The sequence below is a fragment of the Streptomyces shenzhenensis genome, from assembly GCF_021462265.1.
GTDB classification, from domain to species: Bacteria; Actinomycetota; Actinomycetes; order Streptomycetales; family Streptomycetaceae; genus Streptomyces; species Streptomyces shenzhenensis.
Genome location: NZ_JAJONF010000001.1, coordinates 1 through 15,878 on the forward strand (window position 1 = coordinate 1; position 15,878 = coordinate 15,878).

General features: G+C 73.6%; 15 protein-coding genes. 10 read left to right on the plus strand and 5 right to left on the minus strand.

From position 1 onward, the window contains the following. Nucleotides 1-318 (minus strand): hypothetical protein (locus tag LQ326_RS00005; RefSeq protein WP_234531216.1); only part of this gene is annotated, 318 nt, incomplete at its 3' end. 105 nt (nt 319-423) lie between these two features. Between LQ326_RS00005 and LQ326_RS00010 the strand changes: the two genes are divergently transcribed. Further along, a complete protein-coding gene (locus LQ326_RS00010) occupies nt 424-1,233 on the plus strand; it encodes a tetratricopeptide repeat protein (protein WP_234531218.1) in 810 nt (269 codons plus the stop codon). Between the two features lie 66 nt (nt 1,234-1,299). Here LQ326_RS00010 and LQ326_RS00015 read toward each other — a convergent pair whose 3' ends face one another. Continuing rightward, the gene (locus LQ326_RS00015; RefSeq protein ID WP_234531220.1) at nt 1,300-2,583 is read right to left on the minus strand and encodes a DUF1015 family protein; all 1,284 of its coding nucleotides are present in this window, start codon (nt 2,581-2,583) and stop codon (nt 1,300-1,302) included. Nucleotides 2,584-2,678: 95 nt separating this feature from the next. Here LQ326_RS00015 and LQ326_RS00020 point away from each other — a divergent pair, with 95 nt between their 5' ends. From LQ326_RS00020 to LQ326_RS00035, 4 genes are read left to right on the plus strand one after another with little or no spacing between them, the layout of a single operon-like run. Continuing rightward, complete coding sequence (locus LQ326_RS00020) at nt 2,679-3,707, plus strand: HAD-IIA family hydrolase (RefSeq protein WP_234531222.1); 1,029 nt, start codon at nt 2,679-2,681, stop codon at nt 3,705-3,707. A 60-nt stretch (nt 3,708-3,767) separates the two neighbouring features. Continuing rightward, the gene (locus LQ326_RS00025) at nt 3,768-4,811 is read left to right on the plus strand and encodes a FecCD family ABC transporter permease (protein WP_234531224.1); all 1,044 of its coding nucleotides are present in this window, start codon (nt 3,768-3,770) and stop codon (nt 4,809-4,811) included. Nucleotides 4,812-4,867: 56 nt separating this feature from the next. Beyond that, nucleotides 4,868-5,905 (plus strand): FecCD family ABC transporter permease, encoded by a 1,038-nt coding sequence (locus tag LQ326_RS00030; protein ID WP_234531226.1) that lies wholly within the window; start codon nt 4,868-4,870, stop codon nt 5,903-5,905. After that, a complete protein-coding gene (locus LQ326_RS00035) occupies nt 5,902-6,768 on the plus strand; it encodes an ABC transporter ATP-binding protein (RefSeq protein ID WP_234531228.1) in 867 nt (288 codons plus the stop codon). Before LQ326_RS00030 ends, LQ326_RS00035 begins: the two co-directional genes overlap by 4 nt. Here the strand turns inward: LQ326_RS00035 and LQ326_RS00040 are convergent. Then, nucleotides 6,752-7,099 (minus strand): sterol-binding protein, encoded by a 348-nt coding sequence (locus LQ326_RS00040; protein WP_234531230.1) that lies wholly within the window; start codon nt 7,097-7,099, stop codon nt 6,752-6,754. The genes LQ326_RS00035 and LQ326_RS00040 overlap by 17 nt on opposite strands. 42 nt (nt 7,100-7,141) lie before the next feature. Between LQ326_RS00040 and LQ326_RS00045 the strand changes: the two genes are divergently transcribed. The 5 genes from LQ326_RS00045 to LQ326_RS00065 all read left to right on the plus strand — a co-directional run bounded on the left by LQ326_RS00045 (nt 7,142) and on the right by LQ326_RS00065 (nt 12,634). Continuing rightward, nucleotides 7,142-7,444 (plus strand): hypothetical protein, encoded by a 303-nt coding sequence (locus tag LQ326_RS00045; RefSeq protein ID WP_234531231.1) that lies wholly within the window; start codon nt 7,142-7,144, stop codon nt 7,442-7,444. A gap of 7 nt (nt 7,445-7,451) precedes the next feature. Next, nucleotides 7,452-8,267, plus strand: coding sequence for a TlyA family RNA methyltransferase (locus tag LQ326_RS00050; protein ID WP_234531232.1), 816 nt, complete (start codon nt 7,452-7,454; stop codon nt 8,265-8,267). Next, a complete protein-coding gene (locus LQ326_RS00055) occupies nt 8,264-9,169 on the plus strand; it encodes an NAD kinase (protein WP_132889008.1) in 906 nt (301 codons plus the stop codon). Before LQ326_RS00050 ends, LQ326_RS00055 begins: the two co-directional genes overlap by 4 nt. Before the next feature lie 277 nt (nt 9,170-9,446). Next, nucleotides 9,447-11,174, plus strand: coding sequence for a DNA repair protein RecN (recN, locus tag LQ326_RS00060; RefSeq protein ID WP_234531880.1), 1,728 nt, complete (start codon nt 9,447-9,449; stop codon nt 11,172-11,174). 323 nt (nt 11,175-11,497) lie between these two features. After that, nucleotides 11,498-12,634, plus strand: a complete 1,137-nt coding sequence (locus tag LQ326_RS00065) for a glycosyltransferase family 4 protein (protein ID WP_234531233.1) — start codon at nt 11,498-11,500, stop codon at nt 12,632-12,634. 4 nt (nt 12,635-12,638) lie between these two features. Here the strand turns inward: LQ326_RS00065 and LQ326_RS00070 are convergent, their stop codons facing one another. Together LQ326_RS00070 and LQ326_RS00075 are read right to left on the minus strand one after the other, a co-directional pair. Next, the gene (locus LQ326_RS00070) at nt 12,639-14,282 is read right to left on the minus strand and encodes a PucR family transcriptional regulator (protein ID WP_234531234.1); all 1,644 of its coding nucleotides are present in this window, start codon (nt 14,280-14,282) and stop codon (nt 12,639-12,641) included. 190 nt (nt 14,283-14,472) lie between these two features. Next, nucleotides 14,473-15,819 (minus strand): FAD-binding oxidoreductase, encoded by a 1,347-nt coding sequence (locus tag LQ326_RS00075; RefSeq protein WP_234531236.1) that lies wholly within the window; start codon nt 15,817-15,819, stop codon nt 14,473-14,475. Nucleotides 15,820-15,878 lie beyond the last annotated feature (59 nt).

A 15,878-nucleotide genomic window follows, 5' to 3' on the forward strand; every position in this document is an offset into this window, starting at 1 on the left:
GACCGGGGCGACCGTCCTGGCTTCCGTCGTGACGACCGTGGTGAACGTCCGGCTTTCCGTCGTGACGACCGCGGTGACCGCGGTGACCGTCGTGACGACCGCGGTGGTCACGAGCGTCGTGACGACCGCGGTGGTCACGGCCGTCGTGACGACCGCCGCGACGACAACCGAGGTGGCGGCTACGGCCGGCGCGACGATCGCGGTCGCGACGATCGCGACCGTGGCCCCCGCCGTGACGACCGGGGCGGTGGCTTCCGCCGGGACGACAACCGCGGTGGCGGTTACCGCGGTCGCGACGACCGTCGAGACGACCGCCATGGCGGCGGCCGCTTCCGGGACGAGCGGGAGCGGGACCGGGACCGGGAGCCGATCAAGCGGCTGCCGATCCCGGAGGACGTCACCGGCGAGGAGATCGACAAGGACGTGCGGCAGGAACTGCAGAGCCTGCCCAAGACGCTCGCGGAAGACGTCGCCAAGAACCTGGTGATGGTCGCCCGGCTCATCGACGAGGACCCCGAGGGCGCCTACGGCTACTCCAAGGTGGCCCTGCGGCTGGCGTCCCGTGTCGCCGCCGTCCGTGAGGCGGGAGGGTTCGCCGCGTACGCGAACCAGAAGTACGCCGAGGCGCTCGCCGAGTTCCGCGCCGCGCGGCGTATGACCGGCAGCGTCGACCTGTGGCCGGTGATGGCCGACTGCGAGCGTGGGCTCGGGCGGCCGGAGAAGGCGCTGGACATGGCCGGCGCCCCCGAGGTGCACAAGCTCGACAAGGCCGGCCAGGTCGAGATGCGGCTCGTCGCCGCCGGTGCCCGGCGTGACATGGGGCAGCTGGACGCGGCCATCGTGACGCTGCAGAGCCCCGAGCTGGCGTCCAGCTCCGTACAGCCGTGGACCGCGCGGCTGCGGTACGCCTATGCCGACGCCCTGCTCGCTGCTCAGCGTGTCGACGAGGCGCGGGAGTGGTTCGCCAAGGCCGTCGAGGCCGACCGGGACGGCAGCACGGACGCCTCCGACCGGCTGGCCGAGCTGGACGGGGTCGAGTTCGTCGACGCGCTGGACGAGGAGTCCGCCGAAGAGCTGGCCGAAGAGTCGGCCGAGGAGACCCGGGAGGAGACCAAGGTCGCGGACGACACCGAGGCGGAGGCCGGGACCAAGACCGTCGCCGAGTCCGAGCCCGAGTCCGAGTCCGAGTCCGGCTCCGAGGCCAAGGCCGAGTTCGAGGCCGAGCAGGACTGAGCTCAGTGACCGGGTGACCGAGTGATGTGCGGAGGGCAGGCCTGGACCGGGTCTGCCCTCCTGCTTTCAGACGTCGAGCGCCCGCAGCACCAGCCCGGATGCCGGCTTCGGGCCGAAGGACGTCGACTTGCGGGGCATGGTCACGCCCTGGCGGGCCAGGTCGCGGACGACCTCCTCGCGTACCGGGTGCATGAGGACGGCCGTGCCGCCGTCCCGCTCGGCCTTGTCGACGGTCGCCGCCGTGTCGTGGATGTACGCGATGTGCGCGGGGGAGTCCTCGGGGATCCGCCAGACGTGGTCGAGGAGCGTGGCGTGCAGGACGGTGGCGTCCAGGGTGCGCCAGGCGGCTGGGCGGTCGTCGGGGATCGTGCGGGCCAGGAGAGCGGGGTCCGGGCGGTCGATGAGGTGGAACGCGCCGTCGCCGGCCAGCATGAACGCGTTGCCGGCGCAGGCCGCGTCCGCCAGCGCCTCCTGGGCCGCCGGGAGCGGGACGTCGAGCCGTCGTACCCGGAACAGGCCCTTGACGCGTTCCAGTGCCTCGGCCACCGGCAGGCCGTGCAGCAGGCGGTGGATGGCGCGGACGCGCAGCGGGTAGCGGGCGGTGTCGACGAGGAGGACCAGGCCGTAGTCCCAGGGGCTCGGCGAGCTGTGCTCCGCGCGTAGACGCAGGTAGGTGGCCCAGCGGTGGTGGCCGTCGGCGATCAGGGCCTGGTGGTGGGACAGGTCGGACTGGACCAGGGACACCTCGGCGGGGTCGGTGATCGACCAGAGGCGGTGGTGGAAACCGTCCTCCGTGGTGGTGGCGAGGAGCGGTGGCCGGCCGGCCACCGCTTCGATGACCTCGGCGGTCGCGCCGTCGCCCCGGTAGGTGAGCAGGAGGGGTTCGAGGTTCGCGAAGGTGGCGCGCATCAGGGCCGCCCGGTCGGCGACGACCGGGGCCATGACCTCCTCGTGCGGCAGCACCACGCCCTCGGACGGCTCCGAGACCCGCAGGGCGCCGATGATGCCGCGCTGGAGCAGGCCCTTCCCGTCGTGCTGTTCGTAGACGTACAGGCCCGGTTCGGGATCCGCGGTGAGGATGCCCTCGGTCTGCCAGCGGTGCAGGGTGTCGGCCGCCTGTTCGGTACCGGCGCTGGGGGTACCGGCCTGGGGAAGGATGAGACGGACGATGTTGTGCGGGTCGGCCGACTGGAGGTGGTGTACTCCGTCGGGGCGTACGACGACGTCGTAGGGCGGGGAGGTGACGGCGGCCAGACTGCCGACCCGGTGCGGGTCGTAGCGAAGACCTCGGAACGGGGTCAGTTCCAGGCCTCGGGGCTCCGTTGCTTCCGAGTGACCTGCAGTGTTCATCCCGGCATCGTACGTGTGTCAGTGGCGTGCGGGATGATCGGCGGTGAAAGGGCGGGTCGACGAAGAGTGACAAGGAGTGACAAGGAGCGATGGGGATGAGCCAGGGCGTCAGGACTGGTCCCGAGGGCATCGGACAGGCCCTGAGCACGGCGTACGACACGGCGCTGCTCGATCTGGACGGGGTGGTGTACGCGGGGGGCAGCGCGATCGCGCACGCCGTGGAGTCGCTGGAGGTCGCCCGTGCGGGCGGCATGCGTCTGGCGTACGTCACCAACAACGCGCTGCGGACGCCGGACACGGTGGCCGAGCACCTCACCGAGCTGGGGATCCCGACGGAGGCCGACGACGTCATCACCTCGGCGCAGGCGGTCGCGCGGCTGATCAGCGAGCAGGTGCCGGCCGGGGCGCGGGTGCTGGTGATCGGCGGGGACGGGCTGCGGGTCGCGCTGCGGGAGCGGGGACTTGAGCCGGTGGAGTCCGCTGACGACGATCCGGCGGCCGTGGTGCAGGGGTACGGCGGTCTCGACCTGCCCTGGGGGCGATTCGCCGAGGCGTCGTACGCCGTCGCGCGCGGGGTGCCGTGGTTCGCGTCCAACACCGATCTGACGATTCCGAGCGGGCGCGGGATAGCGCCGGGCAACGGGGCGGCGGTCGAGGTGGTCCGGATCGCGACGGGCGCGGAGCCGCAGGTGGCGGGCAAGCCGCTGCCGCCGATGCACCGGGAGACGATCCTGCGGACGGGCGCGGAGCGGCCGTTGGTGGTCGGGGACCGGCTGGACACCGACATCGAGGGCGCGTTCAACGGCGGGGTCGACTCGCTGCTCGTGCTGACCGGCGTCACCGACGGGCGTCAGCTGCTCGCTGCGCCGCCGCGGCACCGGCCGACCTATGTCGACGCCGATCTGCGCGGGCTGCTCACCGGGCAGCCGGAGGTCACGGCGGACGGCGACGGATTCCGGTGCGGTGGCTGGACGGCGACGGCGCTTTCCGACCGGCTGGAGCTGGAGGGTGAGGGCGAGTCGCTCGACGGCCTGCGGGCGCTGTGCGCGGCGGCCTGGACGGCGGCCGGGGAGGGCTCCTGCGACCTGGACGGAGGCAAGGCACTGGCACGGCTGGGGCTCTGATGTCCCCGCACCCGACGGGGAGTTGCCGACCGGGATGCGAGGATAGGCTAACCTAATCTTGTGTTGGTCGACAGTGCTTCCGAGCAGCGCGCGGACACCGCCCCCGCGCCCCCGACCCGTCGGGCGGTACGGGCCCTCGGGCTCCTGGTCTCCGCCGTGATCCTGCTGCTCGTCGCGCTGGCGAGCATCGCGATCGGGGCGAAGCAGCTGCCGCTGGACCAGGTCTGGCACGGCCTGTTCCACGACACGGGGACGTACGGCGACGTCGTGGTCGGCGCCCGGCTCTCGCGCACCGTCCTCGGCCTGCTGGCCGGTGCCGCCCTCGGCCTGTCCGGGGCGGTGCTCCAGGCGCTCACCCGCAACCCGCTCGCAGACCCCGGACTGCTCGGCATCAACGCGGGCGCGTCGGCCGCTGTCGTCACCGCCATCACCTACTTCGGCGTCAGCACCCTCAGCGGCTATGTGTGGTTCGCCTTCCTCGGGGCGGCCGCGGTGGGCGCGCTGGTGTGGCTCCTGGGCGGCAGCCGGGGCGCCACCCCGGTCCGGCTCGCGCTGGCCGGTACGGCGATCAGCGCCGCGCTCTACGGCTACCTCCAGGCCGTGATGATCACCGACGACGCGGCGCTCAACAAGTTGCGTTTCTGGACGGTGGGTTCGCTGGCCTCGGCCGGCGACTCGACGATCCTGCAGGTGCTGCCGTTCCTCGCGGCCGGCACCCTGCTCGCCCTCGGCCTCGCCCGCCCGCTGAACGCGGTGGCGATGGGCGACGACACCGCCCGAGCCCTCGGCGTCGGCCTCGCCCGCACCCGGGCCCTCGCCATGCTCGCCGCCACCGTGCTGTGCGGCGCGGCCACCGCCGCCTGCGGTCCGATCGCCTTCGTCGGCCTGATGGTCCCGCACGCCGTACGCGCGTTCACCGGCCCCGACCTGCGCTGGATCCTGCCGTACGCGACGGTCCTGTCGCCCGTTCTGCTGCTCGGCGCCGATGTCATCGGCCGGATCGTCGCCCGCCCCGCGGAGCTCCAGGTCGGCATCGTCACCGCGATCATCGGCGGGCCGGTCTTCATTCTTCTCGTACGACGGCGCAGGACGGCCCAGCTGTGAGGACCGTCGTGAGGACCGCTGTGAGGACCAATGTGAGAACCGCTGTGAGGACTGCTGTGAAGACCACGCTCACGCTGCGTACCCCGGGCGGGCTCTCCCTGCGGACCGACGTGCGCGCGCTGGTCGTGGTCGTCGCGCTGCTGCTGGCCGCGTGCGCCGCGAGTGTCGTGCTGATCGGCACCGGGGACTTCCCGATCTCCTTCGGCGACGTGCTGAAGACCCTGGCCGGGAACGGTACGGCCGGACAGGACTTCGTCGTCAACGAACTGCGGCTGCCACGGGTCCTGGTCGGTCTGCTGGTCGGTGCCTCACTCGGGCTCGGCGGCGCCCTGTTCCAGTCGATCTCCCGCAACCCGCTGGGCAGCCCGGACGTCCTCGGCCTCTCCCAGGGCGCCACCTCCGGTGCGCTCGTCGTCATCGTGCTGCTGTCCGGGACCGCCGCCCAGGTCACCGTCGGCGCGCTGGCCGGCGGTCTGGTGACCGGCCTCGCCATCCACCTCCTCGCCTGGAAGCAGGGCGTGCACGGTTACCGGCTGGTCCTGGTCGGCATCGGCGTCTCCGCCGTCGTCACCGCGGTCAACGGCTATCTGCTCACCAAGGCCGACCTGGTCGACGCGACCCGCGCGGTCGTCTGGATGACCGGTTCCCTCGACGGCCGTGACTGGAGTCAGGTCTGGCCGCTGCTCGCACTGTGCGCGGTCCTCGTGCCCCTGGTCCTCGTCAACGCGCGGGGCCTGCGGATGATGGAGATGGGCGACGACGTCTCGCACGCCCTCGGCGTGCGCGTGGAACGGGTGCGGACGCTGCTGATGGTGGCCGCCGTCCTGCTGACCGCGGCCGCCACCGCCGCCGCCGGGCCCGTCAGCTTCGTGGCCCTCACCGCGCCCCAGCTCGCCCGCCGCCTCACCCGCGCCCCCGGCCCCAACCTGGTGCCCTCCCTCTGCATGGGCGCCACCCTCCTGGTCACCGCCGACTGGGCCGCGCAGCGCGCCTTCGGCGCCGACCAGCTGCCCGTGGGTGTGGTCACCGGCGTCCTCGGCGGGGTCTATCTGCTCTGGCTCCTCGTCACCGAACGCCGGGCGGGCCGGATATGACACCGGAAGACGGCCGGGACAAGAACCCGACACCCGAGTCGGACCGCGAGAGGAACACCGTGAACCGCCTGTCCGCCGAGAACCTCACCCTCGCCTACGACCAGCGGGTCATCGCCGAGCAGCTGTCGGTGGAGATCCCCGACAGCTCCTTCACCGTGATCGTCGGCCCCAACGCCTGCGGCAAGTCGACGCTGCTGCGCGCGCTGTCCCGGATGCTCAGGCCGAGCCAGGGCCGGGTGCTGCTCGACGGCCAGGTCATCCAGTCGATGCCCGCCAAGAAGGTCGCCCGCACCCTCGGCCTGCTCCCGCAGTCGTCCATCGCGCCCGACGGCATCACCGTCGGTGACCTGGTCGCACGAGGCCGCTACCCGCACCAGGGCCTGCTGCGCCAGTGGTCCGCCGAGGACGAACGGGTCGTACAGGAGTCGATGGAGCGGACGGGCGTCGCCGAACTCGCCGACCGGTACGTCGACGAGCTGTCCGGCGGACAGCGGCAGCGCGTGTGGATCGCGATGGCGCTCGCCCAGCAGACCCCGCTGCTGCTCCTGGACGAGCCGACCACCTACCTGGACATCCAGCACCAGATCGACGTCCTCGACCTGTGCGCCGAGCTCCACGAGGAACAGGGGCGGACGCTGGTCGCCGTGCTGCACGACCTCAACCACGCGGCCCGGTACGCCACCCACCTCGTCGCGCTGCGGGGCGGCCGGGTGATCGCCGAGGGCGCCCCGAACGACATCGTCACCGCCGAACTGGTGCGGGAGGTCTTCGGGCTGCGCTGCCAGATCATCGACGACCCGGAGACGGGGACCCCGCTGGTGGTGCCGGCCGCCCGGAAGGCAAGGGTCACAACAACTTCCTGAGCCGGAACAGGTCCAGCAGGGTCGCCTCCAGCCGCACCCGGCCCGAACCCCAGGCGCCGGCGAAGTTCAGTTCGCCGTCGACCAGGGCCACCAGGTCGTGACCCGCCATGGCGAGTCGTATCTGCGCCTTCTCCCGGGGCGGACCGGGGAACGTCTCCTCGACGTCGATCCGGCCGCCGGTGAGCCGGCCGGCGAAGGTGACGTCCAGGTCGGTGATGTGGCAGCTCACCGTGCGGTCCATGGCGGCGGCCGCACGGACGTCTCCCTCGGCACCGCTCATGCCGTGCGAGAGCTTGGCGAGTGCGGCGCGGCACTCCTCGATCGTGGCCATCGCGACCGACGGTACCCCAGCGGTTCGATGTAGCGTCGGGGCATGACCGACTCCGTGCCCGAGGGCCGGGTGGCGGGGGCCGAGGAAGCGGCCGCCGTCGAACCCGAGTACGACCCCGCCGCGCCCGCCGCGCTGAACGTCCCGCGCACCCCGACCGGCAACGCCGAGGTCGACGCGGGGCTCGACCGGCTGGCCGACGCCGACCACCTCGCCACGGACGGGCATCTGGAGGTGTACGAGGATGTGCACCGGGGGCTGCGCGACGCGCTGACCGCGCTCGACGCCCGCCCGGGACCTCCGGGACCCCCGGTGCCCGTGTCGCCGTACCACCAGAGCAGGAGCTGAACCCACCGTGGCAGGAGTCGCACGTCGCCGTCTGGATGCGGAGCTGGTCCGCCGGAAGCTCGCGCGTTCACGCGAGCACGCCAGCCAGCTGATCGCCGCCGGGCGGGTCACCGTCGGCAAGACCCTCGCGACCAAGCCGGCCACCCAGGTGGAGACCGCCGCCGCCATCGTCGTCCAGACCGACGACAGCGATCCCGAGTACGTGTCCCGGGGCGGCCACAAGCTCGCCGGCGCGCTGGCGGTGTTCGTCCCGGAGGGCCTGGTGGTCGAGGGGCGGCGGGCGCTGGACGCCGGTGCGTCGACCGGAGGGTTCACCGATGTGCTGCTGCGCGCGGGGGCCGCCCATGTCGTCGCCGTGGACGTCGGATACGGACAACTCGCGTGGTCTCTGCAGAGCGATGAACGCGTCACCGTCAAGGACCGTACGAACGTACGCGAGTTGACGCTTGAAGCGATCGATGGGGAGCCTGTGGATCTTGTCGTGGGTGATCTGTCCTTCATCCCGCTCGGGCTGGTGCTGCCGGCCCTGGTGCGGTGCGTGAAGCCGGACGCCGACCTGGTGATGATGGTCAAGCCGCAGTTCGAGGTGGGCAAGGAGCGACTGGGCAGCGGGGGAGTCGTACGGAGTCCGCAGCTGCGGGCGGAGGCCGTGCGGGGGGTTGCCGGGAAGGCGTGGGAGCTGGGGCTCGGGGTGAAGGGTGTCACCGCCAGTCCGCTGCCCGGGCCGTCCGGCAACGTCGAGTACTTTCTGTGGTTGCGGGCCGGCGCACATCAGTTGGATCCGGCCGACGTTGACCGTGCAGTGGCGGAGGGGCCGCGTTGACACAGAACCGAGCTCGTACTGTTTTCCTCCTCGCTCACACCGGGCGGCCGGCCGCGATCCGCAGCGCCGAGCTCGTGGTGAAGGGGCTGCTGGCGGCCGGAGTCGGCGTACGGGTCCTGGACTTCGAGGCCCGCGACCTGCCGTTGCCCGACGAGGTCGAACTCGTCGAGGAGGCCTCGCCGCACAGCCTCGACGGCTGTGAGCTGCTGATCGTGCTCGGCGGTGACGGGACGCTGCTGCGCGGCGCCGAGTTCGCCCGCGCCTCCGGGGTGCCGATGCTCGGCGTCAACCTCGGCAGCGTCGGGTTCCTCGCGGAGGCCGAGCGCGACGACCTCGACAAGGTGGTCGACCGGGTGGTGAGCCGGGCGTACGAGGTCGAGGAGCGGATGACCGTCGACGTCGTCGTGCACCGCAACGGGGACATCGTGCACACCGACTGGGCGCTGAACGAGGCGGCGGTGCAGAAGGCGGGCGCCGAGAAGCTGCTGGAAGTGGTGCTGGAGATCGACGGGCGGCCGGTCACGGGGTTCGGGTGCGACGGGATCGTCCTGTCGACGCCGACCGGATCGACGGCGTACGCGTTCTCGGCGGGCGGGCCGGTGGTGTGGCCGGAGGTGGAGGCGCTGCTGATGGTGCCGATCTCCGCGCACGCGCTGTTCGCGAAGCCGCTGGTGACCTCGCCGGACTCGGTGCTCGCGGTGGAGGTGCTGCCGCACATCCAGCCGGGGGTGCTGTGGTGTGACGGGCGGCGGACGGTGGAGTTGCCGCCGGGGGCGCGGGTGGAGGTGCGGCGGGGGGCGGTGCCGGTGCGGCTGGCGCGGCTGCATCACGCTTCGTTCACGGACCGGTTGGTCGCGAAGTTCGCGTTGCCGGTCTCCGGCTGGCGGGGGGCGCCGCACTGACGGTACGTGGGGAGGAGGGGGCTGGGGAGCTTCGACGGCTGCGGGCGATTCGTGGCTTGTCGTGCCCGCGCGGCGGAGCCGCATGTCGATACAGCCCCGCGCCTCTTCGGGTGGGGGTGCTCCCCGTCGGGGTGAGGAGCCGCCTGCTCCTTCGGGTGGGCACATCCGCCGCATGTCGATGCGGGCGGGCGCTCGTGGGTTCTCCACCCGCCCGGGTGACAGGGGGCCTCGCACTTCGCCGTCTCGACCTCGTAAGGTCTTCCCCGTGCTGGAAGAAATGCGGATACGGTCCCTCGGAGTCATCGATGACGCCGTCGTCGAGTTGTCGCCGGGGTTCACCGCCGTCACCGGTGAGACCGGTGCGGGCAAGACCATGGTGGTCACCAGCCTGGGGCTGCTGCTCGGCGGGCGGGCCGATCCCGCGCTCGTGCGGATCGGGTCCGAGAAGGCGGTTGTGGAGGGGCGGGTCTCCGTTCCCGCGGGGGCCTCGGCGGCCGTACGGGCCGAGGAGGCCGGTGCCGAGCTGGACGACGGGGCGCTGCTGATCAGCCGTACCGTTTCCGCCGAGGGCCGCTCGCGGGCGCACCTGGGCGGGCGGAGCGTGCCCGTGGGGCTGCTCGCCGAACTCGCCGACGACCTGGTGGCCGTGCACGGGCAGACGGATCAGCAGGGGCTCCTGAAGCTGTCCCGGCAGCGGCAGGCCCTCGACCGGTACGCGGGCGACGGGGTCGCCGTACCGCTGGCCAAGTACGGCGAGGCCTACCGGCGGCTGCGGGCCGTCGCGGCCGAGCTGGAGGAGATCGTCACACGCGCGCGTGAGCGGGCCCAGGAGGCCGACATGCTGCGCTTCGGGCTGGACGAGATCGCGGGGGTGGAGCCGCGGGCCGGCGAGGACGTCGAGCTCGCCGAGGAGGCCGAGCGGCTCGGGCACGCCGAGGCCCTGTCGTCCGCCGCGACCGCCGCGCACTCCGCGCTCGCGGGCAACCCCGAGGACCCCGAGGGCATCGACGCGGCCACCCTGGTCGCGGGCGCCCACCGGGCCCTGGAGGCCGTGCGCTCGCACGATCCGGCGCTGGCCGCGCTCGCCGACCGGATCGGCGAGGTCGGGATCCTGCTCGGCGATGTGGCGGGCGAGCTCGCCGGGTACGCCGACGATCTGGACGCCGATCCGCTGCGGCTCGCGGCCGTGGAGGAGCGGCGTGCGGCGCTCACCGCGCTGACCCGCAAGTACGGCGCGTACGGTGACGGCATCGACGCGGTGCTGGCGTGGGCCGAGCAGGGCGCCGCACGGCTCACCGAACTCGACGGCGACGACGAGCGGATCGACGAACTGACCGCCGAGCGCGACGCCCTGCGGGCAGAACTGGGCGGTCTCGCACAGGCGTTGACCGACGCGCGCACCGAGGCCGCCGAACGCTTCGCGGCCGCCGTCACCGCCGAGCTGGGCTCGCTCGCGATGCCGCACGCGCGCGTGTCCTTCGCCATCCGGCAGACCGAGGACCCGGAGGGCGTGGAGGTCGGCGGCCGGGCGGTGGCCTACGGCCCGGCGGGCGCCGACGAGGTCGAACTGCTCCTGGCCCCGCACCCGGGAGCACCGCCCCGCCCGATCGCGAAGGGCGCCTCGGGTGGTGAGCTGTCGCGCGTGATGCTCGCGGTGGAGGTCGTCTTCGCGGGTACGGATCCGGTCCCGACGTACCTCTTCGACGAGGTCGACGCGGGTGTGGGCGGCAAGGCGGCGGTGGAGATCGGACGGCGCCTTGCCAAGCTCGCCAAGTCCGCGCAGGTGGTCGTCGTCACCCACCTTCCCCAGGTCGCCGCCTTCGCCGACCGGCAGTTGCTCGTCGAGAAGACCAACGACGGCTCGGTCACCCGCTCGGGTGTGAAGGTCCTGGAGGGCGAGGAGCGGGTACGGGAGCTGTCCCGCATGCTGGCAGGCCAGGAGGACTCGGAGACGGCACGGGCGCACGCCGAGGAACTGCTGGCGACGGCACGGGCGGACCGCTGACCGGCCACTGACGGAGACGCAGACAACGGCCGCGGGGCGTGGAGGGCGGAGGGCGACGGCCGGGGTGGTCTGAGGCTGCCGGCCGTGCTCCCCGCGGTGGCGTTTCATCACCCTCACGGGTGACACGGTTCGACGCATTGCCCCGGCCCGCCTCGGTATGTGCCTTCTGGGAACACCCGGAATACCCGGAACACCTCTGTGTGCTGGCATCCTTGAGGGGAACGCGGTGTCCGGGGGAGGCGCGCGCGGTGATGCCCTCGGCCCCGATACCTTCTCTACGTTCCCTCGTGACCGCCCCACGCCTAACCAGGAGCCCCGGCCGCGTGAGCCCCGTGAGCAGCAACGCACCGCATGGTCAGTCGCCGCTGCGCACCGTGCAGGTGCTGGGCGGCGGCAACGCCGGCAGCAGCGCGCACGTGCGTTCGCTGACCGCGGGCCTCGTCGCGCGGGGCGTGCGGGTCACGGTCTGCGCCCCCGCCGAGGCCGATCGCGCCTACGGCTTCTCGGACGTCGGCGCCGACCATGTGCACGTGCCGCGCAGCAGCGACCCGGGCTCGGTCGCGGCACTCCGCGCCGCCTGCGCGGACGCCGACCTCGTGCACGCCCACGGCCTGCACGCCTCCTTCCGCGCGGTGCTGGCGCTGAGCGGCCGCAGCACTCCGCTGGTCGTCACCTGGCACAACCGGGCGCATGCCGAGGGAGCGCGGGCCCATCTGCTGAGGATGCTGGAGCGGCGGGTGGTGAGGACGGCCGCCGTGGTGTTCGGCACCACCTACGACCTGGTGGACCGGGCCCGCCGTACCGGTGCCAGGGACGCCCGGCTCGCCGCCGTGGCGCTGCCCGGTCCGCGGCGGCCCGTGGACGAGGACGAGGCGGAGGGGCTGCGGCCCAAGGTCCGGGCCGAACTCGGCTGCATGGGGCGGCCGTTGCTCATCGCCGTCGGCTCCCTCGACCGGCATCGCGGCTATGACGTCCTGCTGGACGCGGCACGCGCCTGGTGCCGGCTCGACCCGGTGCCGCTCCTCGTCATCGCCGGCGAGGGGCCACTGCGTGCGTCGTTGCAGCGGCGGATCGAGGACGAGGAGCTGCCCGTGCGGCTGATCGGGCGCCGTGACGACATCGCCGAACTGCTCGCCGCCGCCGATCTGGCGCTGCTGCCCAGTCGTTGGGAGCCCCGCTCCGTCCTCGCGCAGGAGGCCCTGCATGCGGGCGTGCCGCTCGTCGCCACCGCGGTGGGCGGCATCCCCGACCTGGTCGGAGACGCGGCCGAGCTGGTCGCGTACGGCGACGCACCGGCCCTCGCCGCCACCGTCTCACGCCTGCTCGGCGACCCCGAGCGCTGCGCGGAGCTGCGCGAGCGGGGTGCCCGGCAGGCGGCGAGCTGGCCCACGGAGGACGAGACCGTCGCCCAAGTGCTCAGCGTGTACGACGAGTTGACGCAGCTCAGGCCGCTGCCGTGATCTCCTAGGGCACATGCCTTCGCGCTCTCAGCGCCAGGCTCAACGCCAGCACCACCTGCGGGTCGTCGAGGTCGGTGCCCAGCAACTCCCCGATGCGGGCGAGGCGGTTGTAGAGGGTCTGCCGGTTGAGGTGGAGCTCCCGGGCCGTCTCCGCCTTGCGGCCCGCGTGTGCCAGGTAGGTCTCCAGGGTGGGCAGCAGCGGCGGCTTGGAGCGGCGGTCGTGGTCGCGCAGCGGGCCGATCGCGCGGTCCACGAAGGCCGCCAGGTCGGGGTGGTCGCGCAGCCGCCACAGCAGGAGGTCGATGTCGAGACGGCGGGCGTCGTACCAGGCCCGGCCGGAGAGGCCCTGGGCCGCTGTGGCCGTCTCGGCCGCGTGCCGCAGTCCCGCCGACGCCGCCGCCCAGCCGCCGGCCACCCCGACCACCACGACCGGGGGCGCGGCTCCGGCGCGCTGTATCCCGGCGCGCTCCACCCCCGCCCTGAGCGCCGCCGCGACCCGGTCCGCGACCGTCGTCCGCTCCGCCTCCGAGCGCAGGCCCACGAGCAGGGGCACCCGGCCCTCGACCGGTCGTACGCCCAGCAGGACGGGCACGCCCACGGCCGCCAGTTCCTCGCCGACCGCGCGGGCCAGCATCGCCCACCCCCCGCCCGGGGGCAGGGAGTCGCCGATCCGCATGACCATCGGCAGCAGCGGACTGCCGCCGGGCTTGAAGCCGAGCACCCGGGCCTGCGCCGGGGCGTCCTCCGCGCTGATCCGGCCCTCGGCGAGGTCGGTCAGGAAGTCGCCGCGCCCGCGCGCCGCCAGCTCCTCCTCCTGGCGGGCCTGCATCAGCACGACGGCCAGGACGCCGGCGGCGCGTTCGGCGGCGATCCGGTGCACGGGCGCGAGCGGGCCGCGGACCGGAAGCAGGACCAGCCGGGCACGCACCGACCCCGCTCCCGGGCCGCCGCCCGGCACGTCCACCAGCACCGCCCCGGCCGGCGGCGGCGCGTTCTTGCGCTGGCCGCGCAGCCCCTCCCACACCTGGAGCGGATCCGCTCCCTCGGGCCCCGCCCCGGCCGCGTACAGCAACTGGCCGTCGGCGGTCTCCAGGAAGACGGGGTTGCCGCTGAAGTCGGCCAGGATCGCCAGCACCTGCGGCACCCCGCCGCCGCCCAGCAGGGCCTCGGTGCAGCGGCGGTGCACCTCCTCGGCGCGCTGGAGGAGCGCGTAGTGGTGGTTGACGATCTCGGTGTGGATCTCCTCCGTCACCGTCACGAACGGCACCTCGCGGTGCAGCACGACCAGCGGCAGCCCGGTCGCGCGGGCGGTGTCCACGAGGGTGGCGGGCAGCCGGTCGAACCGGGCGCCCAGCTCCACCACCAGGGCGGCGATGCCCCGCTCGGCGAGCGTGCGGACGAACGCCCGCTGGTCGGTCGGCCGGGTGCCCAGGCCGTAGCCGGTGGTCAGCAGCAGTTCGCCGCCCTTCAGCAGCGAGGCGATGTTCGGCACCTCGCCCGCGTGCACCCAGCGCACGGTGCGGCCCAGCCGGTCGGCGCCCGCCAGGATCTCCGGGAGCCCGCTGCGCAGCGTGGGCAGCTCCAGTGCCCGCCGTACGGTGATCCCGGCGCCCTGGTTGTCGGGCCCACTGCCCGTACTGCTGTCCATGGAGCGGACGCTACCTGGGCGAACGCCTTCACGGCGACTTCCCGCCAAGCGCTCCGCTCGCGGTGCGGCGAGGGACCGCCGAGCGTCTGCGGCGCCGTGGTGGCTGGTCGCGCCCACGCGGCGGAGCCGCACATCGGCACCCGCGCCCTTCAGGGCGCTGCCGAACCGCGGCGCACTTCACCAGGGCCGCTCAGAGCGGTGTGATGTTGTGGTTGAAGCGGAAGACGTTGTCGGGGTCCCACCGCCGCTTCACCTTGCCGAGCCGCAGCGCGTTTCCCACGCCCAGCCCGGCGCGCACCCGCTCCGGGCCCTCGTCACCGACGAGGTCCAGGCAGACCGCGCCGGTGGACCACGGCCGGACCCCGGCACCGGCGCCCCGCACCCACCCGATCACCCGTTCGTCGTCGCCCGGGTCCGCCCAGATCCCGGCCGGGTGCGCCACCCAGGCCGCGCTCCGGTACGGCACCGGGTACTGGCCCGGTCCGGAGGCGATCGCGCCGCCCAGCGGGAACAGCAGCTGCCGGCTGGCGGTGGGCACCGGCATGCCCTCCGCGCCGCCGCACCAGGCGTTCACCGCCTCCTCGGGCAGGTCGGCCAGGCACTCGGCCGACCAGTGGTTCCGCAGCCCGGCAGGCAGGTCGAGCATGCCCTGCACCGCGCTGTAGGGCAGCGGGCCGACGGCCCGCGCCGCGTGCGGCAGCGCCAGCAGCGGCTCGGCGACCTCGTACAGGCCCTCCGTACCGCCCAGGTAGGTCACCAGGGCGGCGCACCCCGGCGCGGCCCCGGCGAGGTGCAGCACCGCGCCGCCCGCCTCGTCAGGGCCGGTGCGGATCACCTCGCGGAAGGCGCGGACCACGTCCGGGCCGCAGGACCGCGGGTAGCGCAGCAGCGCGGCCGAGAACACCGGCAGCTCGTGCAGTGCGAGGGTGAGCGCGGTGGCGACGCCGAAGTTCCCGCCGCCGCCGTGCAGGGCCCAGAACAGCTCCGGGTTCTCGCCGGCACCGGCATGCACGCGCTCCGCGTCGGCGGTCACCAGCTCCACGCCGATCAGGTTGTCGACAGCCAGGCCGAAGGCACGGTCCAGCCAGCCCGACCCGCCACCGAGCACGAAGCCGCCGACCCCGGTGGTGGAGACCCGGCCACCGGGGGTGGCGAGGCCGTAGGGCCGGGTCGCCCGGTCCAGATGGCCGATGGTGGCCCCGCCCTGTACGCGTACGGCCTTCGCCGCCGGGTCGACGGTCACCTCGTGCATCCGGCGCAGGTCCACCACGAGCGCCCCGTCCCCGGCTCCCGCCCCCGCCACGCCGTGCCCACCGCCGCGGACCGCGATCTTCAGGTCCAGCTCCCGCCCGAACCGCACGGCACGGACCACGTCGACGTCGTCCACGCACCGGGCGATCACGGCCGGATACCGGTCGATCATGCCGTTGAAGACGGCACGGGCCGCGTCGTACCCCGGATCCCCCGGCGCGAACACATCGCCGAGGAGGTCCTCCCGAAGCTCGGCGAGGGCCGTGCGCGCCTTCGACAGGGGCATGCTTCCCAGCCTAGGCAGCAGCGCGCCCCCTCTCAGGGGCGCGGCCCTGTCCGGCATGC